Annotated in this window: 27 protein-coding genes; 16 read left to right on the forward strand and 11 right to left on the reverse strand. The window is 71.9% G+C overall.

Features of this window, described 5'->3' with window-relative positions; genetic code table 11:
• Positions 1-6: 6 nt before the first annotated feature.
• The 3 genes from ACFT2C_RS09590 to ACFT2C_RS09600 all read right to left on the reverse strand — a co-directional run bounded on the left by ACFT2C_RS09590 (position 7) and on the right by ACFT2C_RS09600 (position 3,680).
• Positions 7-627: a hypothetical protein gene (locus ACFT2C_RS09590; protein WP_377206806.1), complete on the reverse strand. Its 621-nt coding sequence runs from the start codon at positions 625-627 to the stop codon at positions 7-9.
• A 75-nt stretch (positions 628-702) separates the two neighbouring features.
• Positions 703-2,910 carry a DUF349 domain-containing protein gene (locus ACFT2C_RS09595; RefSeq protein ID WP_377206807.1) on the reverse strand — a complete coding sequence of 736 codons (2,208 nt, stop codon included), beginning with the start codon at positions 2,908-2,910 and terminating at the stop codon, positions 703-705.
• The gene (locus ACFT2C_RS09600; RefSeq protein WP_377206808.1) at positions 2,907-3,680 is read right to left on the reverse strand and encodes a peptidylprolyl isomerase; all 774 of its coding nucleotides are present in this window, start codon (positions 3,678-3,680) and stop codon (positions 2,907-2,909) included. Before ACFT2C_RS09600 ends, ACFT2C_RS09595 begins: the two co-directional genes overlap by 4 nt.
• 298 nt (positions 3,681-3,978) lie before the next feature.
• Here ACFT2C_RS09600 and ACFT2C_RS09605 point away from each other — a divergent pair, with 298 nt between their 5' ends.
• The 6 genes from ACFT2C_RS09605 to ACFT2C_RS09630 all read left to right on the forward strand — a co-directional run bounded on the left by ACFT2C_RS09605 (position 3,979) and on the right by ACFT2C_RS09630 (position 9,339).
• Entirely contained in the window at positions 3,979-4,662 is a 684-nt protein-coding gene (locus ACFT2C_RS09605) for a DinB family protein (protein WP_377206809.1), read from the forward strand.
• A 30-nt stretch (positions 4,663-4,692) separates the two neighbouring features.
• Positions 4,693-6,072: a histidine--tRNA ligase gene (gene hisS / locus ACFT2C_RS09610; protein ID WP_377206810.1), complete on the forward strand. Its 1,380-nt coding sequence runs from the start codon at positions 4,693-4,695 to the stop codon at positions 6,070-6,072.
• 67 nt (positions 6,073-6,139) lie between these two features.
• A complete protein-coding gene (locus tag ACFT2C_RS09615) occupies positions 6,140-7,273 on the forward strand; it encodes an Rv2578c family radical SAM protein (protein WP_377206811.1) in 1,134 nt (377 codons plus the stop codon).
• Positions 7,273-7,704: a HEAT repeat domain-containing protein gene (locus ACFT2C_RS09620; protein WP_377206812.1), complete on the forward strand. Its 432-nt coding sequence runs from the start codon at positions 7,273-7,275 to the stop codon at positions 7,702-7,704. Before ACFT2C_RS09615 ends, ACFT2C_RS09620 begins: the two co-directional genes overlap by 1 nt.
• Positions 7,701-8,729: a phosphotransferase family protein gene (locus tag ACFT2C_RS09625; RefSeq protein WP_377206813.1), complete on the forward strand. Its 1,029-nt coding sequence runs from the start codon at positions 7,701-7,703 to the stop codon at positions 8,727-8,729. The genes ACFT2C_RS09620 and ACFT2C_RS09625 overlap by 4 nt, the downstream gene beginning before the upstream one ends.
• Before the next feature lie 28 nt (positions 8,730-8,757).
• The gene (locus ACFT2C_RS09630; RefSeq protein WP_377206814.1) at positions 8,758-9,339 is read left to right on the forward strand and encodes a GNAT family N-acetyltransferase; all 582 of its coding nucleotides are present in this window, start codon (positions 8,758-8,760) and stop codon (positions 9,337-9,339) included.
• A gap of 146 nt (positions 9,340-9,485) precedes the next feature.
• Here the strand turns inward: ACFT2C_RS09630 and trpD are convergent, their stop codons facing one another.
• Together trpD and ACFT2C_RS09640 are read right to left on the reverse strand one after the other, a co-directional pair.
• On the reverse strand, positions 9,486-10,586 hold the full coding sequence (gene trpD / locus ACFT2C_RS09635) for an anthranilate phosphoribosyltransferase (protein ID WP_377206815.1): 1,101 nt from the start codon (positions 10,584-10,586) through the stop codon (positions 9,486-9,488).
• Positions 10,587-10,829: 243 nt separating this feature from the next.
• Positions 10,830-12,050, reverse strand: a complete 1,221-nt coding sequence (locus ACFT2C_RS09640) for a pyridoxal phosphate-dependent aminotransferase (RefSeq protein ID WP_377206816.1) — start codon at positions 12,048-12,050, stop codon at positions 10,830-10,832.
• A 197-nt stretch (positions 12,051-12,247) separates the two neighbouring features.
• Here ACFT2C_RS09640 and ACFT2C_RS09645 point away from each other — a divergent pair, with 197 nt between their 5' ends.
• Positions 12,248-12,517, forward strand: coding sequence for a hypothetical protein (locus tag ACFT2C_RS09645; RefSeq protein WP_377206817.1), 270 nt, complete (start codon positions 12,248-12,250; stop codon positions 12,515-12,517).
• Positions 12,518-12,539: 22 nt separating this feature from the next.
• Here ACFT2C_RS09645 and ACFT2C_RS09650 read toward each other — a convergent pair whose 3' ends face one another.
• Genes ACFT2C_RS09650 through ACFT2C_RS09670 form a run of 5 tightly spaced genes read right to left on the reverse strand, consistent with a single transcriptional unit; the run spans position 12,540 to position 16,762 of the window.
• On the reverse strand, positions 12,540-13,010 hold the full coding sequence (locus ACFT2C_RS09650) for a PPOX class F420-dependent oxidoreductase (RefSeq protein WP_377206818.1): 471 nt from the start codon (positions 13,008-13,010) through the stop codon (positions 12,540-12,542).
• Positions 13,011-13,053: 43 nt separating this feature from the next.
• Positions 13,054-14,313 carry an SseB family protein gene (locus ACFT2C_RS09655; protein WP_377206819.1) on the reverse strand — a complete coding sequence of 420 codons (1,260 nt, stop codon included), beginning with the start codon at positions 14,311-14,313 and terminating at the stop codon, positions 13,054-13,056.
• A 48-nt stretch (positions 14,314-14,361) separates the two neighbouring features.
• Positions 14,362-14,739: a hypothetical protein gene (locus ACFT2C_RS09660; RefSeq protein WP_377206820.1), complete on the reverse strand. Its 378-nt coding sequence runs from the start codon at positions 14,737-14,739 to the stop codon at positions 14,362-14,364.
• Complete coding sequence (locus ACFT2C_RS09665; RefSeq protein WP_377206821.1) at positions 14,736-16,427, reverse strand: polymorphic toxin-type HINT domain-containing protein; 1,692 nt, start codon at positions 16,425-16,427, stop codon at positions 14,736-14,738. The genes ACFT2C_RS09660 and ACFT2C_RS09665 overlap by 4 nt, the downstream gene beginning before the upstream one ends.
• 20 nt (positions 16,428-16,447) lie before the next feature.
• Positions 16,448-16,762 (reverse strand): hypothetical protein, encoded by a 315-nt coding sequence (locus ACFT2C_RS09670; RefSeq protein WP_377206822.1) that lies wholly within the window; start codon positions 16,760-16,762, stop codon positions 16,448-16,450.
• Positions 16,763-17,059: 297 nt separating this feature from the next.
• Between ACFT2C_RS09670 and aspS the strand changes: the two genes are divergently transcribed.
• The 6 genes from aspS (at position 17,060) to ACFT2C_RS09700 (ending at position 22,419) form a co-directional block, all read left to right on the forward strand.
• Positions 17,060-18,850 carry an aspartate--tRNA ligase gene (aspS, locus tag ACFT2C_RS09675; RefSeq protein WP_377206823.1) on the forward strand — a complete coding sequence of 597 codons (1,791 nt, stop codon included), beginning with the start codon at positions 17,060-17,062 and terminating at the stop codon, positions 18,848-18,850.
• Positions 18,851-18,891: 41 nt separating this feature from the next.
• Positions 18,892-19,632, forward strand: coding sequence for a GNAT family N-acetyltransferase (locus ACFT2C_RS09680; protein WP_377206824.1), 741 nt, complete (start codon positions 18,892-18,894; stop codon positions 19,630-19,632).
• 99 nt (positions 19,633-19,731) lie between these two features.
• Positions 19,732-20,316, forward strand: a complete 585-nt coding sequence (locus ACFT2C_RS09685; protein ID WP_377206825.1) for a DUF4190 domain-containing protein — start codon at positions 19,732-19,734, stop codon at positions 20,314-20,316.
• A 130-nt stretch (positions 20,317-20,446) separates the two neighbouring features.
• Complete coding sequence (locus ACFT2C_RS09690; RefSeq protein WP_377206826.1) at positions 20,447-21,067, forward strand: DUF4190 domain-containing protein; 621 nt, start codon at positions 20,447-20,449, stop codon at positions 21,065-21,067.
• Positions 21,068-21,191: 124 nt separating this feature from the next.
• Positions 21,192-21,800, forward strand: a complete 609-nt coding sequence (locus ACFT2C_RS09695) for a DUF4190 domain-containing protein (protein WP_377206827.1) — start codon at positions 21,192-21,194, stop codon at positions 21,798-21,800.
• 64 nt (positions 21,801-21,864) lie between these two features.
• Entirely contained in the window at positions 21,865-22,419 is a 555-nt protein-coding gene (locus ACFT2C_RS09700) for a DUF4190 domain-containing protein (protein WP_377206828.1), read from the forward strand.
• An 18-nt stretch (positions 22,420-22,437) separates the two neighbouring features.
• Here ACFT2C_RS09700 and ACFT2C_RS09705 read toward each other — a convergent pair whose 3' ends face one another.
• Positions 22,438-23,844, reverse strand: coding sequence for an FAD-dependent oxidoreductase (locus ACFT2C_RS09705; protein WP_377206829.1), 1,407 nt, complete (start codon positions 23,842-23,844; stop codon positions 22,438-22,440).
• Positions 23,845-23,951: 107 nt separating this feature from the next.
• Between ACFT2C_RS09705 and ACFT2C_RS09710 the strand changes: the two genes are divergently transcribed.
• The 3 genes from ACFT2C_RS09710 to ACFT2C_RS09720 all read left to right on the forward strand — a co-directional run.
• On the forward strand, positions 23,952-24,524 hold the full coding sequence (locus ACFT2C_RS09710) for a TetR family transcriptional regulator (protein WP_377206830.1): 573 nt from the start codon (positions 23,952-23,954) through the stop codon (positions 24,522-24,524).
• A 104-nt stretch (positions 24,525-24,628) separates the two neighbouring features.
• Positions 24,629-25,135 (forward strand): DoxX family protein, encoded by a 507-nt coding sequence (locus ACFT2C_RS09715; RefSeq protein WP_377206831.1) that lies wholly within the window; start codon positions 24,629-24,631, stop codon positions 25,133-25,135.
• A 262-nt stretch (positions 25,136-25,397) separates the two neighbouring features.
• Positions 25,398-26,594 (forward strand): ATP-binding cassette domain-containing protein (locus ACFT2C_RS09720; RefSeq protein WP_377206832.1); only part of this gene is annotated, 1,197 nt, incomplete at its 3' end.

The raw sequence follows: 26,594 nt of genomic DNA on the forward strand, positions 1-26,594 counted from the left end.
CCGAACCTAGCCCGCCAGCCGCTCCAGCGCTGCTGAAAGCGCCCGGTGCGCCGCGGGCCGGCCCACCACCCGGGCTCGCCGGTCGAGCAGCTGCGCGGCGCCCCGCAGGTCCACACCGCGCTCCGCCAGGGCGACCAGGACGGGCACCGCGGCCTCCAGCGAGGCGGTGCAGGCGACGTCGACGGCGGTCCGGGCCAGCCGCGTGACGGGCACCCCCGCGAGGCGGACCGTGTCCGAGGCGAGCCCCGGCACGCGCCGCGCGACCCGCCCGGCACGCGGCGTCGGCCAGTGGACGCCGGGGGAGTAGGCCACCTCGATCGGCGCACCCTCCGGCCAGGCCGGCGCGGCGACGCCGTCGTACAACCCGGTGTGCACCCACCCGGCCGTCGCGGCGGCCAGGACGCTGCGCGCAGGAACCTCGCCCGCGAGCGCCAGCGCACGATGCCGGGGCCTCACCACCGAGCCGACGCCGACCGCCGCGCCGTCGTGCAGCTCGACGAGGGCGCCGGAACGCCGCAGGTCGGACCACGCCACCGGACCGCCCACGTGCGCGGGCGTGACCACGACCGGCGCGGGCCTCGGCCGGGGATCGAGGAGCGCGGCGAGCGAGGTGCGCGGGGGTGGCATGCGCAGAACCTATGCGCAGCGGGCCCGGTCGCGCAGTACGCGACCGGGCCCGCTGTGGACAACCTCCGAAGGCCGTCAGCCCCGGGAGTCCTCCGCCGCCTTGACTACCTGCTCCAGCCAGGAGCGGCGGGCCGTGACCGCTGCCTCCAGCTCGGAGACCTTGCGCTTGTCACCCTTGGCCTGGGCCCTGGCGAGGTCCTCCTCGAGGCCCGCGATCGCGGCCTCGAGCTGCGCCGCCGCACCCTCGGCACGCGCCCGCGTCTCCGGGTTGCTGCGCTTCCACTGCACCTGGTCGGCGTCGCGGATCGCGGTCTCGACCGCCCGCAGCCGGCCCTCGACGCGCTGGATGTCGCCGCGAGGAACCTTGCCCGCCTCCTCCCAGCGCTCCTGGATGTTGCGCAGCACGGCCTTGGCCTTGTTCAGGTCCTTGACCGGAACCAGCGCCTCGGCCTCCAGCAGCAGCTCCTCCTTGACCTTCAGGTTCTCGCCGTACTCCGCGTCGATGACGGCGTTCTCGGCGTCCCGTGCCTGGAAGAACCGGTCCTGAGCGGCCCGGAACTTGGCCCACAGGGCGTCGTCGTCCTTGCGGGACGCACGGCCCGCCGCCTTCCAGCGCGTCATGAGGTCGCGGTACGCGCCCGCCGTGTAACCCCAGTCGGTGCTGGTGGACAGCGACTCCGCCTCGGAGACCAGCTTCTCCTTCTCGATCTTGGCGGCGCTGTTGCGCTGCTCCAGGTCGGCGAAGAAGTGCCGGCGCTCGCGGTCGAACGCGGTGCGGGCGTGGCTGAACCGCTTCCAGAGGGACTCCTCCGTGGGGCGGTCGATGCGCGGCCCGGAACGCTGGGCGTCCTTCCAGCGGTCCAGGAGCGAACGCAGCTCCTCGCCCGCGGGACGCCACTGCATCTTGCTCGGGTCGGTCGCCGCGATCTTCTCGGCGGCCTCCACGATCGAGGTGCGGGCGGCGACGGCCTCCGCCTTCGCGGCGGACCGCGCCTCCTCGAGGGCGGTGCGCCGCTCGGCCGCGCGACCGCGCAGCGCGTCGACCCGGGTCCGCAGCCCGTCCAGGTCGCCGACGGCGGCGGGCTCCGCGGTCTCCTCGCCGAGCTTCTGGAGCGTCTGGTCGATCTCGCGCACCGACAGGTCCGCACTGTCCAGGCGGGCCTCGAACAGGCCGACCTTCGCGTTCAGGTCCAGGTACCGGCGCACGTACAGCGCCAGCGCCTCCTCGGTGGTGACCCCCGGGAACTGCCCGACGACGCGCTCGCCCGCGGACTCGCGGACGTACACGTTGCCCTCGTCGTCCACGCGGCCGAACTTCTCGGCCTCGGCGTGCGCCGCCGCGTCGGCTGCGACCGGCACGACCGGGGTGGGCGCGGTAGCCGGTGCGGCGGCCGGCGTCACGGGTGCCGCGGCGCCCGGCTTGGGCGGACGGGGCCGCGCGAGCGCGGCCGGCGACGGGATCGGCGGCTTGGGAGTCGCCGGCTGGGGGGTCGCGGGCTGGGGAGCGGGAGCCGGGACGGGCGCCTCGTCGGCAGCGGCCGGAGCCGCGGACGCCGGGGCCTCCTCGGCGGGAGCCTCGGCCTCGGCGGCAGGGGCGTCCGGTGCCGGGGCTTCCTCGGCGGGAGCTTCCTCGACCGGTACGTCGGCCGCAGGGGCCTCCGCGATCGGGGCAGCTGCCTCGTCCGCGGGAGCCTCGTCCGCGGGAGCCTCGGCCTCGGCGGCGGGCGCCTCCGGCGTCGGGGCCTCCTCGACGGGGGCTTCCTCGGCGGGAACCGCCTCGACGGCTGCGTCGGCCGCAGGGGCCTCCGCCGTCGGAGCTGCTGCCTCGTCCGCGGGAGCCTCGGCCTCGGCGGCGGGCGCCTCCGGCGTCGGAGCCTCCTCGACGGGAGCCACCTCGAGGGCGGCCTCCTCGACGGCTGCGTCAGCCGCGGGGGCCGCCGCCTCCGTCTCGGCCGCGGGGGCCTCTGCCTCGGGAGTCTCCTCGACAGCCGCCTCCGTCTCGGGAGCCTCCGCTGCCGGAGCCTCCGCTGCCGGAACCTCCTGCGCGGGTGCCTCTGCCTCGGCGGCCGGAGCCTCCTCGGCGACCGGCTCCTCCGCGGGGACCTCGGGCGTCTCCGCTACGACGGCCTCCGGTGCGTCCGCTGCGGCGCCCGCCTCAGGTGCCTCGGGCGCCTCGCTCACCGCCTCGGCGGGAGATTCGGCTGTGGTCGGAGTCTCGGCCACGGGCTCGGCGGGCGCGTCCTGCTGGACGGGCTCGGACGAGCGAGAAGTGGGTTCGCTCACTGGGTCTCAACTCCTTCGATGGTGACCGGGGTGGCTGGCGCACCGTCAGATGCGCCGTCCGCCGTTCCCGTGTCAGCGACTGCCCGGACGAAGTCCAGGCCGGATGTGATCGTGCCGAAGACCGTGTACCCGCCGGCGTCGTCGGAGGGGATGGTCGATTCCTCGTAGACGAGGAAGAACTGGGAGCCCATGGACTCGGCATCGCCGCCGCGGCGCGCCATGGCTACGGTGCCGGCGGGGTAGACATCGTCGTCCGGGGCGTTCTCGATGGGGCCGAAGCTGTAGCCCGGGCTGCCGGAGCCGGTGAACGTCGGGTCGCCGCACTGGAGCACGTGGATGCCCTCCGTGACGAGGCGGTGGCAGCCGGTGTCGTCGAAGTAGCCACCCTGGGCGAGCGTCACGAAGCTGGCGACGGCCTGCGGTGCTTTCTGCCCGTCGAGCTCGAGGACGATGTCGGCCTCGGTGTCGCCCGAGCAGGCCCGCAGCGTGACGGTCCAGGTGCGGTCCTCGGCGACCGACGGGTCGGCGAGCTCGTAGTCGTCCCGCGCCTCCTCGACACCCGCCGGGCAGGCGCTGGCGGCGGCCGCGGCGGACGCGTTGTTGTTGATCAGCGCGGCGATCACGAAGGCGGCCACGAGCGCGAGCACGGTGAACCCGGCAACCAGGCCCCAGACGCGCTGCCTGTGGGCGCGCTTGGCCGCCTGCCGCTGCGCCCGCTTCTCCGCCTGCCTTGCCTGCTGCGCGCGCTGCCGCTGCTTGGTGGACGCCACCGCGTTCCCTTCTCCGTGCTCTCTCGTGCTCGCCTCGACCCGGGGGCGGTCGTGCTGGACCGATTCACTGCCGGATCCGGGGCGAATCACCCCGTGCGGGGACAGTGTAGGCATCGGAGGCCAGGTCTTTCTGTCTGAGCCGTTCCGCATCGGGGTGAAGAAGGGTCCTGTCAGGGACGACGCCAGCCGCTAGCGTGGACGCCGTGGAGCTTCGCGCAGCGGTCGTACCGGGTCAGGGTCCCGGCACCGCTGTGGCGCGCGAGCCGGAGTCCGACGCGTTCCTCGCCGCGGACCGCGCATGAAGGCCTACGTCGACCAGCATGCCGGGATGGCCGTGGACGGCTGGTCGGCGGCGTGGACGTTCGACCTCGACCACTGGGGAACCTGCGGCCAGGGGCCCGACGACGACGCGGCGCTGGCCGACCTCGCCACCCGCTGCGGACTCGGCACCGATGCGCTCGACGCGGGGACGCTGAAGGTCGTCGAGCGCGTCGACCGCGCCAGGTCCGGGGACGAGACGGTGTTCGACCGGGACCGCGTGCCGGCGTCGGAGGCGGAGCGGGAGGCGACGCTCGGGATCCTCGACCGTATGCGGGCCAGGACCCTCGAGCTGGTGCGCGACGCGCCGGCCCGCGTGCTGGCGTACCGCGACCCCGACCGGGTGCTCCCGGTCTATGCCTGGTGGCACACCGTGGGGCAGCTCGCGCTGCACATCGCCGACACGGAGTCCCGCTACTACCTGCCGCTGCTCGGGCTCCCCGCGCGCGAGCGGGCGAACGACCTCGTGACCGAGCTCGAGCAGTCCGGCGCCCACGTGCGCCGCGTGGTGTCGCAGATGGCGCCGGACCTGGCGTCGGCGTCGGACCAGCACGGGAGCTGGACCAGCGTGAAGGTGCTCCGGCGGCTGGCCTGGCACGAGCGCGGGGAGCTGGACGTGCTCGAGCGGCTGGTCGAGGCGGCGGCTGTGGAAAAGCAGGGCTGACCACCCCGCGCTCGTGGGAGGATTTGAGGCATGGCAAAGCCCACTCCTCTCTCCGGTTTCCCCGAATGGCTCCCTGACGGTCGCATCGTCGAGCAGCACGTGCTCGACACCTTGCGCCACACCTTCGAGCTGCACGGGTTCGCCGGGATCGAGACGCGGGCCGTGGAGCCGCTGGACCAGCTGCTGCGCAAGGGGGAGACCTCCAAGGAGGTCTACGTGCTGTCCCGGCTGCAGGAGGAGGACGGCGCCGCGCGCGCCGGCTCCGAGAAGCAGCTCGGCCTGCATTTCGACCTGACCGTGCCGTTCGCGCGCTACGTCCTGGAGAACGCCGGCCGCCTCCCGTTCCCCCTGAAGCGCTACCAGATCCAGAAGGTATGGCGCGGCGAGCGCCCGCAGGAGGGCCGCTTCCGCGAGTTCATCCAGGCCGACATCGACGTCGTCGGCGCGGGCGAGCTGCCGTACCACTTCGAGGTCGAGGTTCCGCTGGTCATCGCGGAGGCGCTCGGCGCGCTGTCCGGGATCGGCCTGCCGCCCGTGCGGATCCTGGTGAACAACCGCAGGGTCGCCGAGGGCTTCTACCGCGGCGTCGGCCTGGAGGACGTCGAGGGCGTGCTGCGCCAGATCGACAAGCTCGACAAGATCGGGCCCGACAAGGTCTCGGGACTGCTCGTCACCGAGTGCGGTGCCACCGAGGACCAGGCCAAGGCCTGCCTGGCGCTCGCGTCGATCTCGGGGTCCGACGTCGGGGTGATCGCCGAGGTCCGTGCCCTCGCCGAGTCGTACGGCGCGGTGACGGAGCTGCTGGAGACCGGCCTGGCCGAGCTGGGCGCGCTGATCGCCGCGGCCTCCGAGCGCGCGCCGGGCGTGGTCGTCGCGGACCTGAAGATCGCGCGCGGCCTCGACTACTACACGGGCTCGGTGTACGAGACGGTGCTGGTGGGCCACGAGCAGCTCGGCTCGGTCTGCTCGGGGGGCCGCTACGACACGCTCGCTTCCGACGGCAAGAACACCTACCCGGGCGTCGGGCTGTCGATCGGCGTCTCTCGCCTGGTGTCGCGGCTCCTGTCGGCGGAGCTGGTGCGCGCGACGCGCTCGGTGCCGTCGGCGGTGCTGGTCGCGGTGGCGTCCGAGGAGGATCGCGCCGCCTCCGACGCCGTGGCCACGGCCCTGCGGGCCCGGGACATCCCGGTCGAGGTGGCCCCGAGCGCCGCGAAGTTCGGCAAGCAGATCAAGTACGCGGACCGCCGCGGGATCCCGTTCGTGTGGTTCCCGGGCTCCGTGGGCGAGGACGGCGGGCGCGGGGCGGACCAGGTCAAGGACATCCGCTCCGGCGACCAGGTCGACGCCGCCGCCGCGACGTGGGAGCCGCCGGCGGAGGACCGGTGGCCGAGGGTGGTCGCGAACGGCTGACCGCCCGGCGCCCTACGCCGAGGGCGTACCAACTTGACGCCCGTTCGAACGAGTGTTCGAATCGGGTATGCGATGGAACGGTCAGGCGATCAATCACGACGACGGTGCGCTGCCCGGGCTCGAGCTGCCCGAGCTGCGCACCGCCGGCCTGCTCCGCACCGTCCGGTCGCCGGAGTTCGCGGGCGTGACCTTCCACGAGGTACTGGCCAAGAGCGCGCTGTCGAAGGTTCCGGCGGCGTCGCAGATGCCGTTCCGGTGGACGGTCAACCCCTATCGTGGCTGCACTCATGCCTGTTATTACTGTTTTGCCCGAAATACCCACGAATATCTCGACCTGGACGCCGGGCACGACTTCGACTCCCAGGTCGTCGTCAAGGTCAACGCCGACCAGGTGCTGCGCGCCGAGCTCGCCAAGCCGTCCTGGACCCACGAGGCCGTCGCGCTCGGCACCAACACCGACCCGTACCAGCGGGCCGAGGGTCGCTACAAGCTGATGCCCGGCATCATCTCGGCGCTCGCGGACTCGGGCACGCCGTTCTCGATCCTGACCAAGGGCACGCTCCTGCGGCGCGACCTGCCGCTGCTGGCCCAGGCGGCCGAGCGGGTCGACATCGGGCTGGGGGTGTCGCTGGCCTTCGCCGACGAGGAGTTGCAGCAGGCGGTCGAGCCCGGCACGCCGTCGCCGCGCGCCCGGCTCGACCTGATCCGCGCGATCCGGGCCGCGGGCCTGCCGTGCGGGGTCATGGTCGCGCCGGTCCTGCCGTGGCTGACCGACTCGCTCGCGCACCTCGAACGACTCCTCGACACCCTGGTCGACGCGGGCGCCACCGGCGTCACCGTGCTGCCCCTCCATCTGCGGCCCGGCGCCCGTGAGTGGTACCTGGGCTGGCTCGAACGGTCCCATCCGCACCTCGTCGAGGGCTACGGCCGGGTCTACGCACGCGGCTCGTACGCGCACAAGGGCTACCGGGACTGGCTCTGGGATCGGGTGCGTCCGCTGATCGACGAACGCGGGCTGGGCGGCGCCGCCATGCACCGCGTCCGGGCAGCCGGCGGGGACGACGGTGCGACCGCCGGCGCCGACGAGGTCGACCAGCACCAGGAGGGCGACTACCCGCGCGGCGCCTTCACCGGCGTGCGCGCCGACGGAACCGGCGCGGCGTCCTTGGTCGCCGACGTCGGAAGCGAGACCCTGTTCTGATGGAATGCCCGCTCCCGCCCGCCGCGCGCCTGCACCCACGGCGGCTGGCCGAGACGGCTGTCGAGCGGTTGGGCCGCGCCGTCGTCGTGCGCTGGTGCGAGGAGGTCCTCGCAGGCAACGCCGGCCCCGGAGACGACGGTGATCCGCCGTGGGGCTGGATCGGGGGCTCCGCCGAGTGGGACGAGTACTGGCATCGCACCTGGGCGGCGCGGACCCTGCTGCACATCGGGCCGCCGGACCGGCCGGGGGTGGTGCTCGCGGCCCTGGACGACCCGCACTGGCGCGTGCGAGAGATGGCGCTGAAGGTGATCCGCGCCCATGGCCTCGATGATCCGGGCGGCAAGGTCGAGGACCTGCTCGGCGACGAGAACCATCGGGTCCGGGCGGCCGCCGCGCGAGTGCTCGAGACAGAGTTCGGAGCTGGTTCGTGATCGACGACCCGCGCCTTGCTGGTTACTCCCTGGAACCGCTCGGGGGCGGGTGGTCGGGCGAGACGTTCGTCGCCGTCCCCTCGCACGGCCGGGGCGAGGACCGGCTCGTGGTCCGGTACTTCGCCGATGCGCGGCACGCGCCGGGTGCCGCGCGCATCCAGGCGGCGCTGCTGGACTCGGTCCGCGACGTACTTCCGGTCCCGGTCGTGCGCATGGTGCACGACGGCGACGCCGGCCTCCCTGGGCTGCTCGTCACGGAGCTGCTGCCGGGGGAGCGCGGCGATCTGGCACTCGCGCGACTGGTGGGAGGCGGCGGGGATGCCGGTGGCCGGACCACCGACCTGCGCACCATCGGCCGCGCGCTCGGCGGCGTCGCCGGGACGCTGGCCGCGATCCCGATGCCGCGCGCCGGCATGTTCGTGGACGCACATCTGCGGATCGAGCCGTTCCACCTCTGGCTGCCCGACTGGGTCGATGCCCACGCGCACCGGCTGGCCGAGGACGACTGGTCCGACGGTGAGGTCGCCTCGCTCCGTGCCCTCGCCGAGCGCGCCGCCTCCGACCTGGCCGGCGCCCCGCCCTGCCTGGTGCACAGCGACCTGAACCCGAAGAACGTGCTGGTCGACCCGGCGACCCTCCAGGTCACCGGCGTGCTCGACTGGGAGTTCGCGCACGCCGGGCACCCGGCCACCGACCTGGGAAACCTCCTGCGCTTCGACCGGGAGCCGGCATACGTCGAGGGTGTCCTGGACGGCTTCCTCGCGGGCCTGGACGCAAGCGCGGCCACCGGCACGGGCGCGAACGTCGACACGGAGACGGGCACGGACACGGACACGGGCGCGAACGAGAGGTCGGGTGCCGGCGAGCCCGGCCGCCGTCGGGCAACCGACCTGGCGCGTGCCGCAGACCTGGTAGCCCTCGTGGACCTGGCCGCCCGCAGGGCGGCCAACCCGGTGGTGCGCCAGGCGCGGGCCCACCTGCGGGCGATCGCCCGCTCCGGCGACGTGCACGCAGTGCCTGACTGACCTGACCTGTGGCGCCTACGGTGTGGCCATGACCGAACTCGTCTCGTACACGGTCGCGCCCGGCGCGCTCGCCGGCGTGCCGCAGCCCACGCTGTCACTGGGCGGCGGCGCGGTGCTGCGCCCCTGGGCCGACGCCGACGCGCCGGCTCTGCGGGCCGCGTATGCCGACCCCGCCATCCAGCGCTGGCACGTGCGCGCCCTGGACTCGCTGGACGAGGCGCGCGAGATGATCGTGGACTGGCGAGCCGCATGGGCGGAGGAGCGACGTCTGGAATGGGCGGTCGCCGATGCCGACGGGACGCTGCTCGGGCGGCTCGGGCTCAAGAGCCTCGCCCTGTTCGACGGCGTCGCCACCATCGCGTACTGGACTGTCCCTGCCGCTCGCGGTCGGGGTCTGGCACCCCGGGCCGTGGACGCCGCCACGCGATGGGCGTTCGGTAGGGGCTTCCGGCGCCTGGAGCTCGAGCACTCGACGCTGAACGCCGCGTCGTGCCGCGTCGCGGAGAAGGCGGGCTTCGCGCCGGAGGGGACGCGCTTCGGCTCGGCGTTGCACGCGGACGGCCATCACGACATGCACACCCACGCGCGGCTGGCCGACGCCGAACGTTGACCTCGGCGCTGAGTGCCGCAGACTGACGGTCGTTCAGCACAGCAGTTGCTGCCAGGATCCCGCCGCGCCTGGCAGAAAGTGCTGTGCTGAACGAAAGTCGCCGCGCGCCGGCGCGCGCGCCCGCCCGGGAGCAGTCAGGCGCGGAGCTACGAAGCGGAGATTGCGACAAGGCGTTGGAGTGCCGCGCTCGCAGAGCCGTCGTCGACTGCGGCCGCGCACTTGCTCATGGCGCGCCCGAGCTGCTCGACCAACGGCTCCCGGGTCAGAGCTGTCGCTGTCATCACTGCGGCAGCATTCAGGAGGACCACGTCGCGGATCGGGCCGGTCCTGCCTTCGAGGAGGGCACGGAAGGTGCCTGCATTGTCTGCAGCGGTTCCTCCGCGAAGGTCCGCCGGGTCGGCCCGATACAGACCGAGCTCACCGGGGTCGAGTACGGTCGTCGAGATCGCGCCGTCCCGTACGATCCATACGTCTGACGTGGTCACGGTGGTGAACTTGTCCAGACCGTCGCGACCGCGCACGACGAGACCGGTGCGTCCACGTGCGGCCAGTACCTCGGCAACAGTGGGGGCCATTCGTGCGTCTGCGACTCCAACCACCCGGTACTGAGGGTCCGCGGGGTTGATCAGAGGGCCGAGTGTGTTGAACACGGTCAGGATGCCAAGCTCTCGGCGCGCGTCGATGGCATGTCGCAGGCCGGGATTGAACCGGGGCCCGAAGAGGAACACGATGCCCGCGTTCGCTGCCGCCTGCCTCGCCTGATCAGGGGTCAGGTCCAGGGGGATGCCGAGGTGTTCGACCAGGTCGGCAGCTCCTCCGGTCCTCGATGACGCAGACCTCCCGCCATGTTTGACGACTGTGCTGCCGGCCGCAGCCGCAACGATCGCTGCCATGGTCGACACGTTGACCGCGCCGGTTCCGTCTCCTCCCGTGCCGGCGATATCGACCGTTGGTCCAGGGATGTCAACACGAACAGCGCTCTCCTGGAGCGCCTCTACGAAGCCGGTGATCTCCACCGATGTTTCGCCCTTGGTGCGGAGAGCGGTCAAGAGGCCGGCGATCTGAGCCGGGGTCGCCTCACCGCGCACGACCCGGCGCATGACCCGGTTCGCATCAACTGCGGTGAGGTCATGGCCGCGGACCACGTGGTCGAGGGCGGCGGGCCACATCCGATCGTCCGGGACATCGGCGATACCGGTCGTGACCGCGTGCTGATCGGGTCGGAGTCGAGGCTCTGCGTGTGGCATGGGCGTCCTTGCCGTAAGGGCCCCGCCGAGACAGACGCTGTTGAACAGCGAACGGCCGCCTCGTCGAGGCGGCCGATTGAAGGATCGATCGGGAGGGCCGCCTAGGAGGCGAGCCACCAGTTGATCGATCGGAGAAGCACGACAGGAAGCATACCGCCAGCACGATGCTGACCTCGCTCGCCTGAGAGCGATCAGGTGGGAAGCGGCGACCAGCGCGAGCGCCGACCGCCAGCGCGAGCGCAGTCAGGCGCGGAGCATCTCCAGGTGCTCCGCAATCCGGCCGATCGCCTCGGTGAGCACGTCGACGTCGGGCAGGGTCACCAGGCGGAAGTGGTCCGGCTCCGGCCAGTTGAACCCGGTCCCGTGCGTGACCAGGATCTTCTTGTCGCGCAGCAGCCCGATGACGAACGCCTCGTCGTCGTCGATCGGGTACATCTCGGGGTCCAGGCGCGGGAAGCAGTACAGCGCGCCGCGCGGGCGCACGGACGTGACGCCGGGGATCTCGTTGAGCAGCTTGTCGGCGAGCATGGACTGCTCGTAGAACCGTCCGCCGGGCACGATGAGCTCTTCGATCGACTGGTAGCCGCCGAGCGCCGTCTGGATGGCGTGCTGGGCCGGCACGTTGGCGCACATGCGCATGTTCGACACGAGGGTCAGGCCCTCGAGGAAGTCGGCCGCGCGGTGCTTGGGGCCGGAGATCATGGCCCAGCCCGACCGGTAGCCGGCGATCCGGTAGGCCTTGGACAGCCCGCTGAACGTGATCGTCAGGACGTCGTCGCCGGCGAACGTGGCCGTGTGGTGGTGGGTCGCACCGTCGAACAGGATCTTCTCGTAGATCTCGTCGCTCAGCAGGACCAGGTCGTGCCTGCGCGCCAGCTCCGCCAGCCCCTTGACCGTGGCCTCGCTGTACACGGCGCCGGTCGGGTTGTTCGGGTTGATGATCACCAGCGCCCTGGTGGCGGGGGTGATCAGCGACTCGATGTGCTCCAGGGACGGGTTCCAGCCGTTGTCCTCGTCGCAGCGGTAGTGGACGGGCCGGCCGCCCTGCAGGCTTACGGCCCCGGTCCACAGCGGGTAGTCGGGCGCGGGGACCAGCACCTCGTCGCCGTCGTCGATCAGGGCCTGCAGCACCATGCCGATCATCTCGGAGACGCCGTTGCCGATGTACACGTCCTCGACGCGGGTGTCGAGGCCGTGCGTCTGGTAGTAGTTCGCGACGGCGGTGCGGGCCGAGTAGATGCCGCGGCTGTCGCTGTAGCCCTGCGCCTCGGGCAGGTGGTGGATCATGTCCGCGAGGATTGCCTCGGGCGCGTCGAAACCGAACGGCGCCGGGTTGCCGATGTTCAGCTTGAGGATCTTGTGGCCCTCGGCCTCCAGCCGGTACGCCTCCTCGAGAATCGGACCCCGGACGTCGTACCGGACGGACTTCAGCTTGCGGCTCTGCCTGATCTCTCGCACCCCCATATGGTCGCAGGTCCGGGGGAGCGGCGGCGCGCGGTGACCGCCGGCGAGACACCGGTCGGGACGGTTCCCCGAACTTCACCCGGTCGGCGGCGCCGGTCAGCCAGCCCGCGATCCGCGGCGGCAGTAGCCTCCAGTCAGGGGTCCTCGGGCGGGCGACGGGCAGCCCTGCCCACACGGATGAACCCGGACAGGTACTCATGGTCGAGGACGACAGGCTCGCGCGGATTGCCGCCGCATTCGGCAGGCAGGGCCTCGTCGTGGTGGTGGTCCTGGTGCTGCTCGCAGGGGCGGGCGGGACGCTCTACGGCGCGGCGCACCTCGTGGCGTGGTTTGCCGCCTGGCCCGACGAGGGCTGGCCGCGGCAGGTGCCCGCCCGCGCCGTCCTTGTCGGGGTGGCCAGCGCCTGCGTGACGTGGCTGTGCTACCGGGTGATCCGCCGGCTGGGCGACGACGAGACGGACGACTGACGGGCCGGCGTCGGCGGCCGGGTCAGCCCTGCACGAGACGCGCCGGGAACCCGCCCGTCGCCACCGGCCCCCAGCGCTCGATGGTGATGCGCACCAGCGACTTGCCCTGCTCGACCATCGCCGCACGGTACTCGTCCCAGTCCGGGTGCTCCTTGCCCGCGGCCGCGCGGAAGTAGTCGACCAGCGGCTCCACCGACTCGGGGATGTCCAGCACCTCGGCGGTGCCGTCCACCTGGACCCACGCCTCGTTGAAGCCCTCGCCGAGCGCCATGAACGACGCCGCCGGCCGCTCCTTCAGGTTCCTCGCCTTCGCGCGCTCCGGGTACGTCGAGACGACGACGCGCCCCTCCGGGTCGACGCCGTACGTGACGGGGCTGAGCTGCGGGGCGCCGTCGGCCCGGCTGGTCACGAGGATCCCGTTGCGGCGCGAGCGGAGGAACTCGAGGAGCTCGTCGCGGGTCACTGTGGAGTTGGTGGCGATTGTCCTGGGCATGCGCAGCAGGCTACGCCAGGTGCGCATGCCCAGGACGGAGCGGTCAGACGCCGGCGGGGCTCGGGGCGGACGGCGCGGGCGTGGCCGGGCTGGGAGCCTCGGGACCGGGGCCTGCCGGGTCCGGTGCGCCCGCCACGGCCGCCGGCGCGTCCTCGCTCGGCTGCCCGAGGATCCACTCGGTGGAGAACAGCACCTTGTCCGTGAGCCGCAGGATCTCGTCCCGGATTCCGATGTGCGGGGTCGAGAACGCGAGCCGGGCGATGGACTGCTTGCCGGGTGCCTCGGCCCAGTAGTCGATCAGGAGCAGGGGGAGATCCTGGCCGCCGACCTCCTCCGCGCCCTGGCTCTGCCGGATGTGCCGGAGGAACGGCCCGGACAGCGTCTCGGTGCGGGTCAGGACGCCCTCCTGCCCGAGGTCGGAGTTGAGACGGTCCTGTACCCGCTGCAGGTGGCTCGCCGTCCCGGCCTCGGGCCCGAGGTCGTGCCAGTAGAGGGTCAGGTTCAGGGCGAGGGTGGCGGCGTCGCCGGGGAGCAGCAGGTAGGCCATGATCTTGCCGCCGGCGGCCTCGGCCTTGTCGGCGACCTCGATCATCTTCTCGCGCAGGTCGCGGCGCAGGGGAGCGGAGCGGTCGCCCAGCTTGACCGTCTGCTGCTTGACGATCTCGCGGATCTGGCGCTCACGCTGCTCGGGCTCGTCGAGCTCGATCATGGCCCAGTGGTCGGGCAGGTTCAGCTCGATGCCGATGCCGCGATACCCGCCGGGGTCGTCGACCGTGCCCAGGGCGTGCAGAGCCTCGCCGCTGATCCCGGTGCCCGTCTCGTCGAACAGGCCGGTCGGGTCGTCGGCGGGCGGCTCGGGGTCGAGCGCGGCCAGGACCTCCTTGACCTCGAACGTCATGGCGCTGGGCCCCGCGGGGTCGATGACCACCTGCTGCAGCGCGGCGCCGTGCCGGGTGATGAAGGGGGCCAGCGAATCGCGACGGCGCAGGCTGAAGGCCCGGTCGGGGGCGTCCTGGAGAAACGCCGACAGCGTCTGCGTCGAGGAGAACAGGTGCAGCTGGTAGGGCTTGTCCGAGCCCTCCGGCGTGGGGAACACCTGTACCTGGGGCGTGCCGTCCTCGCGATCGAGGATCGGGACGACGACCACGTCGTCCCGCAGGTTCCGGCCGACGGCGGCGCGGTCGCCGGTGGCGAGGGCGAGGGCGAGCGCCACAGACCCGACGTCGGACCGCGGGGCGACGGAGGCGGGGGGCCGCTGACCGTCGGGCTGTGTGGCGCCTTCCTGGGCTGGAACATCCGTCATGCCTGTTTATCTCCTGTGGTCGTTGTGGTCGGGACGCCGTGGAGGCGATCAGCCGTTCGGCCTGGCCAGCTTGAAGAGGCGGGCCAGCTCGTCGTAAAGCTCGTCCACGATGGCGTAGCCGGCCTGACCGGGGTTCGGCAGCTGGAACAGGAATGACGTACCGATCACGGTCTTCACCGCCTCGTCTCCGGCTCGGAGATGGTCGTTGAGGAACCTGAGCACCGCACGCCAGTCGAGCTGGTCGGCGGTCGAGTCCCCGGTGGCGTCCGCCACGTACGCCGCCACTACCTTCGGCGTCACGTCCACACCAAAGTAGACGTGGGCGAGGAACGTGTCCGGATCGTCGTAGTAGAAGTCGATGTTCTCGCCGAGGCTGGGGAAGGCCTCGGCTAGCTCGAGGGCGAAGCTCTCGTCGGACTGTGTCACTTGCAACCACCAATTCCGTAGGCGCCCAGGCTTCCCTTGTACTGCCCGGCGTGCGCGTCGTCGATCGCCGAGATCATTCCCTTGACGGCGGGTCTGTCGACGTCGGTCAGCGGGATCACCTTGGCCTTGCTGCGGGACGGTCCGATCGGCACGCCGTCCCTCATCTTGATGAGGCGGTTCTGGTACTGCTGCGTGCTCTTGACGTGATCCACGCCCTCGGTCAGCTGCCCCGTGAGGACCTCGTTGTTGGCGGCTGCCAGGGCCGTCCCGTCGCCGATCGGGTTGGCGCTGTTCACCCCGTGCGACAGCGCATCAAGGATGTTCTGAACGGGCTCGCTGTAGCCACCCGAGTTGTGGACGAGCACGGGCACGTCGCCAGCGAGGACATAGTAGGTATGGTCCGTCGCCACGCGGAAGTTGTAGACGGTTTCCGATCGCGCCTCGACGTCGATGCTGTCGAGCGCTACGGGACCGTTCGCGGTGACGAGCATGTCCCCGGGGCGAAGGTCGGCGGCCGTGGTCCAGCCTCGCTCGTGCACCATGAACGGGTGCTCTGCGGTCGTGGTGAGGATCGCGCCGGCGATGGTGAGGTGGTGGAGGGCCGTCGTGTGCCGTACGAACGTCTCCTCGACGATGCGCAGCTCGTCCCGACCGGTGGCCACGTTCCGGGCCCAGACCTTGTCCTCGACCTGGATCTCCTCGATCGGCTTCTCGCCGTCCGCGGTGCGGATCATCGTCCCAGCGGTGAAGCATGCGCCGAACCTGAACTTGCACCAGGCGTTCTTCATGCCCTGCTTGAAGCCGCCCTTGAACGCTCCCTTGGCGATGGCCTTGGACAGCCCGGTCGCGGCCTTGGCAGCGGCACCCAGACCGATCACCGAGAGGGCGGCCCCGGCGATCGCGATCCCAGCCTCAGCCCAGGAACGCTCACCCGTGGCGGCCAGGGTGATGTTCGCGACCGCACTGACGATCGCCGCCACCGCCGCTATCACTATGAGTACTCCGGCCAGGGCGGTGCCCACGACGGGGATGAACGCGACGACGATCGCGAGGATCCCCGCGATGGTGGAGATCATGTCGGCGATGTCCGCGATCGCGGCGACCAGCTTGGAACCCCAGTTGTCCCACCACCCGTCGTTCAGGTCGTCGGATGAGGTGATCTCCTCGATGCGGTCGACCGCATGCTCCGCGGCGCGGTCCCGGTCGGAGACGGCGGACTCGACGGTGCCCTTCGCGCTGGAGATCGTCCCGGCTGCCTCGTCGGCGTCCCCACCGGCCTGGTCGGCTTTTTGCTGGTACTCCTGCTTCTCCGTCTCGTCCTTCGCCGAGTCGGCCAGCTCCTGCCACCGGTCCTTGGACCCCGACGCCGACTGCGCAGCGTCCTGCGCATCCCTGGCCCGCTCCAACGCCGCCAACGTCTCGCCCTGCACCCGCTCCAACGCCGAGGCATACCCGATCAACGCGTCACCGGCCGCCACATACCGGGAGTGGGCCTTACGGATCTCACCGATGGTGTCTTCCTTGGCCTCCATCAGAGAATCCACAGCCTGCGAGATCGTCCCGTCCACATCCAGCCGAGACATCGCCGACGCGGCGTTGTCGATCGACCGCGCAACCTCCTGATACTCCTGCCCACCGGAGAGCACCAGCACCGGATCACCCGGCGTCGGATCGGAGTCCAACCCCACCGGCGACCAGTCAGACGGCCTCACTGCGGACCCGTCGACGACGGAGCCGCACTCTCACCCTCAAGCGACTGACCCAGCTGCTTGTCGATATCCGTGAACGCCTGCGCCACCTGCGTCGACGCATCCGCCAGCTTCCGCAAGTTCTCCGTCATCTTCGCCCGCGTGTCATCCCACTTATGCGCAAAATCACGCACCACACCCGAGAGCCCCTCATGACCCACCGCATCCGCGATCCGATCACTGTTCGCATTCGCGTTCTCGAACTCGTTCGCCACCGTCGTCAAACTCGACCCCAGCTCACGCACCGCATCCAGATCAATCCGCAGATCAGCCATCGACCCACACCTCCCGTCCATCCGCGGCCCGCCCGGGCCATCGTCCGACACCACTACTGAGCAGCGAGAATACTGACCTGAAAGCGGCAACGCCACGAAAAAGTTCGCCCTCGGCGGAGGATGGGCCGCTCAGTTCCGGCCGGATCGTCCGCCTGACGGGTTGTCCACAGGGCGGAGCTCGCCGGTCGGCCCAAACGACTAGACTCTGAGCGCGCCCTCGGGCGCCCCACACGTCGTCGTCCCGCCCGGCAGGGTGCCCGACGACGAACCCACCTTCCGTACGAAAGGAACCTCTCCGTGCTCCGCACCCACACGGCCGGCTCACTACGAGCCGAGCACATCGGCCAGACCGTCACCCTCACGGGCTGGGTCGATCGCCGCCGTGATCACGGGGGAGTGGCCTTCATCGACCTGCGCGACGCGTCCGGCATCGCCCAGGTCGTCGTCCGCGACGAGGAGATCGCCCACCCGCTGCGCGCCGAGTACGTGCTGCAGGTGACCGGTGAGGTCGGCCGCCGCCCCGAGGGCAACGCCAACCCGAACCTCGCCACCGGCGAGATCGAGATCGTCGCGACCGAGGTCGTCACGCTCAACGAGTCTGCCCCGCTGCCGTTCCAGGTGTCGACCGCGCTCGCCGACACCGAGGTGATCGGCGAGGAGGCGCGCCTCAAGCACCGCTACCTGGACCTGCGCCGTCCCGCTCCGGCCGCCGCGCTCCGGCTGCGCTCCAAGGTGAACCAGGCCGCGCGCGCCGTGCTCGACGCTCAGGACTTCGTCGAGATCGAGACCCCGACCCTCACCCGCTCGACGCCGGAGGGCGCCCGCGACTTCCTCGTCCCGGCCCGCCTCGCGCCCGGCTCCTGGTACGCCCTGCCGCAGTCGCCCCAGCTGTTCAAGCAGCTCCTGATGGTCAGCGGCATGGAGCGCTACTACCAGATCGCCCGCTGCTACCGCGACGAGGACTTCCGCGCGGACCGGCAGCCGGAGTTCACGCAGCTCGACGTCGAGATGAGCTTCGTCGAGCAGGACGACGTGATCGCCCTGGCCGAGCAGATCCTCGGTGCGCTGTGGGACCTGATCGGCCACAAGATCACGACGCCGATCCCGCGCATCACCTTCCACGAGGCGATGCGCCTGTACGGCACGGACAAGCCGGACCTGCGGTTCGGCAACCCGATCGTCGAGCTCACCGACTACTTCAAGAACACGCCGTTCCGCGTGTTCCAGGCGGAGTACGTGGGCGCCGTCGTCATGAAGGGCGGGGCAGCGCAGCCGCGGCGCCAGTTCGACGCCTGGCAGGAGTGGGCCAAGCAGCGCGGCGCGCGCGGCCTCGCGTACGTGACGTTCTCGGAGGAGGGCGAGCTGGGCGGCCCGGTCGCCAAGAACCTGTCCGACGGCGAGCGCGAGCACCTCGCCACGGTGACGGGCGCGGCCCCGGGCGACGCCGTGTTCTTCGCCGCGGGCAAGACGTCGGAGGCGCGCGCCCTGCTCGGCGCGGCCCGGCTCGAGATCGCGCACAAGACCGGCGAGATCGACGAGGACGCCTGGTCGTTCGTGTGGGTCGTGGACGCGCCCCTGTTCAAGCCGGCCGGCGAGGACGACGACGTCGACCTCGGCTCGTCCGCCTGGACCGCCGTCCACCACGCCTTCACGTCGCCGACCCCGGAGTGGATCGACACGTTCGAGAAGAAGCCGGGCGAGGCCCTGGCCTACGCGTACGACATCGTGTGCAACGGCAACGAGATCGGCGGTGGCTCGATCCGTATCCACCGCCGGGACGTGCAGGAGCGCGTCTTCGAGGTGATGGGCATCGGGCACGAGGAGGCCGAGGAGAAGTTCGGCTTCCTGCTCGACGCCTTCGCGTTCGGCGCCCCGCCGCACGGCGGCATCGCGTTCGGCTGGGACCGCATCGTGGCGCTGCTGACGAAGTCGCCGTCGATCCGCGACGTCATCGCGTTCCCGAAGTCGGGCGGCGGGTACGACCCGCTGACCGCGGCGCCGGCCCCGATCACGCCCGAGCAGCGCAAGGAGGCCGGCGTGGACTTCACGCCGGACGACGCCGCGCCCGTGGCGGCCGCCCGCGCGTGACCCGGCTGGGCGGCCACGGGCTCGACCACGTTTTCCTCCGGGTGCGCTCTCGGGCCTTCTCCGAGGTCACGCGGTCGTGGACGGACAGCACCGGGCCGGACGACGCCGGTGCGGCTGCCGTCGTCGAGCTCGCAGACCTGACGGGCGAGCAGACGGGCATGGCGTTCACCGCCGTCGGCGAGCCGGAGCGGCTGGCGAGGCTGCTGGGCGCGATCGTGCCCGACGGCACGGTCCGGAGCGTGTCGGCGACCCGCGGTACCGGGGCCCTGGCCGGGGAGATCCTCTCCGGCTGGGGCCTCGGGCCCGCCGCCACCTGGGACAGGATGGTCACGGAGACCGCGCCTCCCGTGCTCGATCCCGGCAGGGCGGCCGTGGTCGAGCTCGACCTGGACCGCGACGCCGACGAGATCGCGGACCTGCTCGCCGAGGCCAACCCGGGCGCGCGTCAGGCCGTGCGCGGTCCCGCCGCCCGCCGCGCCCACTGGTACGGGGCACGACTGCCGTCGGCCGCTCCACGAGGACCCGCCGGCACGCTCGTCGCCGCCGGATCGGCCACCCCGGTCCCGGGCGGCGGCGTCCACCTGGGCTCGATCGGGACCCTGCCCGCGTTCCGCGGCCGGGGGTACGCGGGCGCACTGACGGCGCGCATGACCGCGGACGGCGTCGCCGGGCACGGGCTGGTCACGCTCGGGCTGTACGACGACAACGTCGCCGCGCGCCGCGTCTACGAGCGGCTCGGTTTCGTCCTGGCGCACGAGGTCGAGACGTGGCAGCACATCTGATCTGCACGTTTGCCGCGCAGGTCTGCGCTCAGGCTGGTTAAGTGGTGGAGGGGCGCCGGTCCCGACGCCCTCTGGCTCTGTGAGCAGGAAGGCAGCCTGATGACCCAGAACGACGGTGGCACGCCGTACGAGCCCACGCCGGATCCCGAGACGCCGCCCACGCAGCCTCTGCCTGATGCCTCGCGGGGCGCGGAGGAACCGGCGGGCGCCCCGCAGGAGCCGGCCCCGGCCGGTCCCGGCACAGGCGCCCCCTCCGAGCAGAGCGGCGCGAACGTGCCCTCCGGTCAGCCGGTGGCCCCCTACGGTCAGCCGAACGCCCCCTACGGCCAGCCGGGAGCCCCCGTGACGTCCCAGCAGGGATACGCGCAGTCCCCGCCCAAGAACGACCTGGCCGTCTGGTCGCTGATCACGGGCATCCTGAGCTTCGTGTTCTGCCCGCTGCTGCTCGGCATCGCCGCGATCATCACGGGGACCATGAGTCGTAAGGCCGCCGACCAGGGCCTGGCGAACAACCGCGGGATGGGCACCGCCGGCCTGATCCTGGGCTGGGTCAACGTGGCGCTGGTGGTCGTCGGCATAGTGCTCTTCTTCGTCCTGCTGGCGGCCGGGCTGTTGTCCGGTGGCTTCGGCGACTGGGGCGACTGGGGCAACATGAACGACATGGACCGCTACAGCGACTACTGAGCCTCTGACCTGCGTGGACCTTGGGTAGATCTACCCGTGCGGCTTTCCCGCCGCACGGGGCCTCTGCCTGTAGGTTTGGCTCCTCCGGGCCGCACCAGCACAGGCCCACCGTAAGCAGAGAGGCAGCACGATGACCCAGCCTGACGGCGGCCAGTCGCCCTACGACCCGCCGCAGCAGCCGCAGCCCGAGCAGGGGCAGCCGGCCACACCGCCGCCGGGCGCAGTTCCCGGGCAGCCCGCGCCGTACCAGCAGCAGCCGTACGAGCAGCAGCAGTACCCGCAGCAGTACCAGCAGCAGCCGTACCAGCAGCAGGCGCCGGTCTACGCACAGGGTGGCCAGCCCGCCCCCTACGGGGCCGCACCGCTGCCGAAGAACAACCTCGGCGTGTGGTCGCTCGTGCTGGGCATCCTGGCCGTGCTGGGCTGCGGCATCCTCACCGGTATCGCGGCGATCGTCACCGGTCACAAGAGCCGCAAGGCCCAGCGGGAGGGCCAGGCCGACAACGGCGCCATGGGCCTCGTGGGCATCATCGCGGGCTGGGTCGGCATCGCGTGGACCACGGTCCTGGTCGGCTTCCTCGCCGTCGGCGCGATCATGGCCGCCACGGCCGTCAACGACCCGGCGTTCCAGGACAGCATCGAGCAGGAGCTCCAGGAGAGCTACGAGCAGGATCTCGGCGACACCGGTCAGACCATGGATCCTGAGCTCGAGGAGCTCATGGACGAGCTCGAGAACCTCGAGAACGGCTGAGTCCTCTCCCAGCCGTCGGTCGGCCCGCCGCATCCGAGGTGAGTTCTCCCTCGGAGGTGCGGCGGGCTGACCCGTCCTCTCCCGTCCGCGCCGCGTGGCGCGGCTGAGCCCGGAAGGCAGCACGATGACCCAGCCCGACGACGGGTACTCCCCGAACGACTCGCCGAACCAGCCGGCTGTCCCGCAGCCGCCCGGGGAGCAGCCGCAGTCCCCGCCGATGCCCCCGCCCGTGCCGTCGTCGCCGCCCGCCGGCCCGGCGTACGGGCATCCCGTGCAGTATCCGTCGGGCCAGCCGTCCCCAGGCGCTGCGGGCCAGCCCGTGCAGTACCCCTCGGGCCAGTACCCCTCAGGTCAGTACCCGTCAGGTCAGTACCCCTCGGCACAGCTGCAGCCCTACGCGCCGCAGGGCCCGCCCCAGTACCAGTACGCACCCCCGCCGCAGTACGGCTACGCGCCCCCGCCGCCGAAGAACGACCTGGGCGTGTGGTCGCTGGTGACCGGCATCCTGAGCTGGATCCTCTGCCCGCTCGTCCTCGGCGTCGTCGCGATCGCCACCGGGAACGCCAGCCGGAAGGCGGTCCGGGACGGCCTGGCGAACAACCCCGGGTCGGCGACGGCCGGACTCATCCTGGGCTGGATCAATGTGGCGCTGGTCGGTGCCTTTGTGCTCTGGTGGCTCGCCATCCTGATCTTCGGGCTCATCGGCGCGGCGTTCACGGTCTCCCAGACATGACCCCGATCAGGCCGCGCGGCGCGGGACACCGCGCCCCGGCACACACGACGTGGAAGGTAGGAGCATGACCCAGCCCGACGAGTGGAAGTCGCCGTACGACCCGCCGCAGCAGAACACCCCGGGGCCGGTTCCCGACCCCGCGCCCGCCCCGGGCCAGGCCGGCGTTCCGAGCCCGTACCAGCAGGACCCGCAGCAGCCGTACCAGCAGCAGCCGTACCAGCAGCCCTACGAGCAGCCGTACCAGCAGGACCCCGGGAACCAGCTCGGCCAGTACCAAGCCCAGCCGCCGCAGTACGGCACGCCCTACGAGTACACCGCGCCTCCCGAGAAGAACGCCCTCGGTGTGTGGTCCCTCGTGCTGGGCATCCTCAGCGTCGTCATGCTGTTCAGCTGCCTCGTCGGGTTCCTCGCTGCCATCCCCGCCCTCATCACGGGATACCTGAGCCGCAAGGCGCAGCGGGAGGGCCTGGCGAACAACGGCGGGCTCGCGCTCGGCGGCATCATCACCGGCTGGGTGACCATCGGCCTGACGATCCTCGCGGCCGTCGGGATCGGCGTGCTGTTCACCATCCCGGAGTTCCGGGAAGGCTTCTTCAGCGACACCAGCTACGACTACTGACAGGCCGGCCGCGGGTCGTCACGCACCCGCGGCCGCGTCGGCGACGTAGCCGTCGGGGCGGACCAGCAGGGTGGTGGCGCCGCCGTCGGCCCGGCGGGTCAGGACGCGTTCGGCGGGGTCGACCTCGCCGAACGCGGCGGGCAGCTCCGGGGCCGGGGCACCCGCCGGGGCGACGAGGACGAACTGGCCCACCCGCAGCGCCTCGGCGAGGCGCGAGCCGCCATCGAGCGGCAGGTCGCGTGCCCTGGTCCCGATCAGGGGGTGCGCGCCGCGCGGCCGCGGGTACGCGATGCCCAGGGCGGAGATGAAGCCCGCGGCGCGGCGCCGGATCGGCGCGGCCCGCGACGCGATGCCGATGCCGACGGCGCCCGCGACCGCCGCGAGCGGTCCCCGGCTGGTCGCCGCCCGCAGGATGCCGCCGCTCGCGCGCAGGACCTGCTTGCCGACGGGGTGCCGCTCGGCGTCGTAGCTGTCGAGGACGGCGGCGCCCTCGGCGTCGGGCAGCCGGAGTGCCGCGGCGAGCTTCCAGCCAAGGTTCGCGGCGTCCTGCATGCCCGTGTTCATGCCGAGGCCGCCCGCGGGGCTGTGCACGTGCGCGGCGTCGCCGGCGAGGAGGACCCGGCCCTTGCGGTAGGTCGGCGCCTGCCGCTCGTCGGCGTGGAAGCGGGACAGGAAGCGCGGCTCGGACATGCCGAAGTCGTCGTGCAGGGTGGCGCGCGCGATGGAGCGCACCTCGTCGAGGTCGACGGGCTCGTCCTCGCTCACGTCGCGGTTGCCGTGCCAGCCGATGAACCGGTACCAGCCGTCGCCGAACGGCGCGAGGAAGCCGAGCGAGTCGTTGGCCACGGCGACCGTCAGGGCGTCGGCGGGCTCGCGGGCCAGCCGGACGTCGGCCAGGACCATCGAGCGGATGACGGCGCGGCCGGGGAACGGGATGCCGACGGCCTCCCGGACCGTGGAGCGGGCGCCGTCCGTGCCGACCACGTACCTGGCCCGCAGGTCCGGGCCGCCGGTGGTGGCGACAGTGACGCCGTCGGCGTCCTGGGTGAGCCCGGTGACCTCGGTGTCGTACCGGAAGACCGCGCCCGCCTCCTCGGCGCGGCGGCGCAGGAGCCGCTCCACCTCGTACTGCGGAACGACGAGCACGTACTGGAACCGCGACGGCAGGTCCGCCAGGCTGAAGGTGAGCCTCTGGAAGAGCCGGAGGCCCCGGACGGGCTGCCCCTTGGCGACCAGCTCGTCCGCGAGGCCACGTGCGTCGAGCACCTCGAGGCTGCGGGCATGGACGGCGAACGCGCGGGTGAGGTTGCTCAGGGCGGCCGGACGCTTCTCCAGCACGGTGACGCGTGTCCCCGCGATGGCGAGGTCTCCGGCGAGCAGGAGGCCGGTCGGCCCAGCTCCGACGACTATGACGTCCGTGTCCATGATGTCCTCCTCGAGTGGGCGGCCAACGGCTGTTTGCCAACGCTTGTTGACCAGCGTAGCGAGCGCTCCGGCCTGAAGTCAACGGATGTTGGCATACAGTTGTTGGCATGACAGGCACCGAAACACCGCGCCGCCGCTCCGACGCGACCCGCGCCGCGATCCTGGAGGCGGCCCGCGAGCGCTTCGCGTCCGACGGGTACGAGCGTGCGACGGTTCGCGCCATCGCGCACGACGCCGGCATCGATCCGTCCATGGTCATGCGCTATTACGGCTCGAAGGAGGGCCTGTTCGCGGCGGTGATCGACGTCGAGCTCGTCCTCCCTGACCTGGACGTGACACCGGTCGACGACGTCGGCGCCGTGCTCGTCGGGCACTTCCTCGACCTGTGGGAGAACGACAGCGTGCTGCAGACCCTCCTGCGCGTCGGCGTCACGAACGAGGCGGGGGCCGCGCGCATGCGCGACGTGTTCGCCGGCCAGATCCTGCCCCTCGCCGAGCGGTTCGTCGTGACCAGGAAGGACGCCGCGCGGCGCGCCGCGCTCGTGGCCTCGCAGGTGCTCGGCATGGCGCTCGTGCGGTACGTGCTGAAGTTCGGCCCCGCCGCGGACCTGTCCAGGAAGGACGTCGTCGCCTGGCTCGGACCCACCGTGCAGCGCTACCTGACGGCGGAGGCGCCGTGACCTGCCCGAACGGTTAAACGGTTAGGTCCATGTTCTCCGGGTCGGGTCGCGCCGTACGTTTCCGTGACCGCGCCGCAGACGTCGCACGAAACGGAGACCACGACATGACCATCGATTCTCCCGGCCCCACCGAGGCGATCAGGCCCGACGCCGTACCGACCGCCGCGCAGTCCCCGGCTCCTGGATCCACCGCGGACCCCGGTCCGCGTGCCGTACCCGCCTGGCGGTCGCTCGCGATGCGGGCCGCTCCCTTCGCGGGCTGGATCGTCACGCTGGCGCTCGCCGCGCAGCTCGCGCAGGGCGCGTACGGCCAGCTCACCGAGTCCGAGCGGTCCGTCGGCATGTTCGAGGCGATCGGCTACCCGGCGTCCGCCGTCCTCCTGATCGGGGTGCTGCAGGCGGTGGCGGTGGTGCTCTACGTGGTGCCGTGGACGGCGTTCCTCGGCGGCCTGCTGCTGACCGCCTACCTGGGCGGCGCCGTCTCCGCGCACATCCGCATGGAGGACTCGGTGGCACACGCGCTCACGCCCGTCCTGTACGCCGTCGCGGTCTGGGCCGCGCTGTTCCTGCGCAGCGAGCGCATCCGCTGGGCCGTCCTGACCGGGCGCTGATCTCGTCGGGGCGCGGCGTGGCTCACGACAACGGCGCCGTGAGTCACGTTGCGCCCCGGCGTCAGGCCATGGCAAGATTTCACCTGCTCCTGCGGGCGTTCCGCGGTGTGAGGGAGCGATCCGAAGGACTGTGATGACAGGCATCTCCCGGTACGAGACCACCTCGCGCTGACGCCTGCCCTGCTGCACCCTCCGTTGCGGTACCCGGCGTCGGCATTCGCCACCACCCGGGAGTCCTGCTGTGTTGCTCAATCCTTCTGTCGTGCTGCACGACGTCACCTTCGCCTGGCCTGACGGCGCCGTCGCGCTCGATCACGTCTCCGGTTCCTTCGGCCGCGGCCGCACCGGCCTGACCGGCCTCAACGGCGCCGGCAAGTCCACCCTGCTGCGCCTGGTCGCGGGCTTGCTCACACCCACGTCCGGAAAGATCACGCTGAGCGGCACCGCCGACTACCTGCCGCAGCGGATCACCCTCGACGTGCACGCCACGGTCGCCGACCTGCTCGGCATCACGCCCGTCGTGCGCGCGCTGCGCGCCATCGAGTCGGGTGACGTCGACGCCGCGCACTTCGACGCCGTCGGCGACGACTGGGACGTCGAGGAGCGCGCGGTCGCCCTGCTCTCGGCCACCGGCCTGCCCACCGGGCTGGACCGGTCCGTCGCCAGCCTGTCCGGCGGCGAGGCGGTGCTCACCGCGATCACCGGCGTCCGGCTGCGCCAGTCGACCGGGAGCGCGTCGGTCGCCCTGCTCGACGAGCCGACGAACAACCTCGACGGCGACGCCCGCGAGCGCCTGTACGAGCTGGTGCGGGGCTGGCGGGGTGCGCTCGTCGTCGTCTCGCACGACCTGGCGCTGCTGGAGCTGACGGACGAGACGGCCGAGCTGCGTGCGGGGTCGCTGACGACGTTCGGCGGCCCCTACTCGGAGTACCGCTTGTGGCTGGAGGTGCAGCAGGAGGCTGCGGCGCAGTCGCTGCGCGCGGCCGAGCAGACGCTGCGCCGCGAGAAGCGGCAGCGGATCGAGGCGGAGGAGCGGATCGCGCACAGCGAGCGCAAGGGCCGTAAGGACGCCGCGAACAACAAGTACGTCAAGGCGGTGGTCAACGACCGGCGCAACAGCGCGGAGAAGTCGCAGGGGTCGCGCCGGGGGATGCTGGACGACAAGGTCGAGGCCGCGCGTGCGGCGGTCGACCAGGCGGAGCGCGCGGTGCGCGACGACGACCGGATCTCCGTGGACCTGCCGGACCCGGGGGTGCCGGCGGGTCGGCGGCTGGCGGTGCTGCGGGGTGCGGACGGCCGGGAGATCGTGCTCCAGGGCCCGGAGCGCATTGCGCTGACGGGCCCGAACGGCGTAGGCAAGACGACCCTCCTGGAGCACCTGCTGTCCACCACCCCTCCGGCCTCGTTGAGTGCTGGGTATTTGTCGAGTGGAACCGGTTCCACTCGACAAATACCCAGC

It is taken from the genome of Promicromonospora sp. NPDC057138 (assembly GCF_042670845.1).
Classification (GTDB): Bacteria; Actinomycetota; Actinomycetes; order Actinomycetales; family Cellulomonadaceae; genus Promicromonospora.

Bases quoted from the DNA above. Each gene is read 5' to 3' on its own strand.
- ACFT2C_RS09590 (WP_377206806.1), bottom strand. From the start codon at position 627: ATGCCACCCCCGCGCACCTCGCTCGCCGCGCTCCTCGATCCCCGGCCG.
- ACFT2C_RS09605 (WP_377206809.1), top strand. From the start codon at position 3,979: ATGAAGGCCTACGTCGACCAGCATGCCGGGATGGCCGTGGACGGCTGG.
- hisS (WP_377206810.1), top strand. From the start codon at position 4,693: ATGGCAAAGCCCACTCCTCTCTCCGGTTTCCCCGAATGGCTCCCTGAC.
- ACFT2C_RS09615 (WP_377206811.1), top strand. From the start codon at position 6,140: ATGCGATGGAACGGTCAGGCGATCAATCACGACGACGGTGCGCTGCCC.
- ACFT2C_RS09620 (WP_377206812.1), top strand. From the start codon at position 7,273: ATGGAATGCCCGCTCCCGCCCGCCGCGCGCCTGCACCCACGGCGGCTG.
- ACFT2C_RS09630 (WP_377206814.1), top strand. From the start codon at position 8,758: ATGACCGAACTCGTCTCGTACACGGTCGCGCCCGGCGCGCTCGCCGGC.
- trpD (WP_377206815.1), bottom strand. From the start codon at position 10,586: ATGCCACACGCAGAGCCTCGACTCCGACCCGATCAGCACGCGGTCACG.
- ACFT2C_RS09640 (WP_377206816.1), bottom strand. From the start codon at position 12,050: ATGGGGGTGCGAGAGATCAGGCAGAGCCGCAAGCTGAAGTCCGTCCGG.
- ACFT2C_RS09645 (WP_377206817.1), top strand. From the start codon at position 12,248: ATGGTCGAGGACGACAGGCTCGCGCGGATTGCCGCCGCATTCGGCAGG.
- ACFT2C_RS09650 (WP_377206818.1), bottom strand. From the start codon at position 13,010: ATGCCCAGGACAATCGCCACCAACTCCACAGTGACCCGCGACGAGCTC.
- ACFT2C_RS09655 (WP_377206819.1), bottom strand. From the start codon at position 14,313: ATGACGGATGTTCCAGCCCAGGAAGGCGCCACACAGCCCGACGGTCAG.
- ACFT2C_RS09670 (WP_377206822.1), bottom strand. From the start codon at position 16,762: ATGGCTGATCTGCGGATTGATCTGGATGCGGTGCGTGAGCTGGGGTCG.
- ACFT2C_RS09685 (WP_377206825.1), top strand. From the start codon at position 19,732: ATGACCCAGAACGACGGTGGCACGCCGTACGAGCCCACGCCGGATCCC.
- ACFT2C_RS09690 (WP_377206826.1), top strand. From the start codon at position 20,447: ATGACCCAGCCTGACGGCGGCCAGTCGCCCTACGACCCGCCGCAGCAG.
- ACFT2C_RS09695 (WP_377206827.1), top strand. From the start codon at position 21,192: ATGACCCAGCCCGACGACGGGTACTCCCCGAACGACTCGCCGAACCAG.
- ACFT2C_RS09700 (WP_377206828.1), top strand. From the start codon at position 21,865: ATGACCCAGCCCGACGAGTGGAAGTCGCCGTACGACCCGCCGCAGCAG.
- ACFT2C_RS09705 (WP_377206829.1), bottom strand. From the start codon at position 23,844: ATGGACACGGACGTCATAGTCGTCGGAGCTGGGCCGACCGGCCTCCTG.
- ACFT2C_RS09710 (WP_377206830.1), top strand. From the start codon at position 23,952: ATGACAGGCACCGAAACACCGCGCCGCCGCTCCGACGCGACCCGCGCC.
- ACFT2C_RS09715 (WP_377206831.1), top strand. From the start codon at position 24,629: ATGACCATCGATTCTCCCGGCCCCACCGAGGCGATCAGGCCCGACGCC.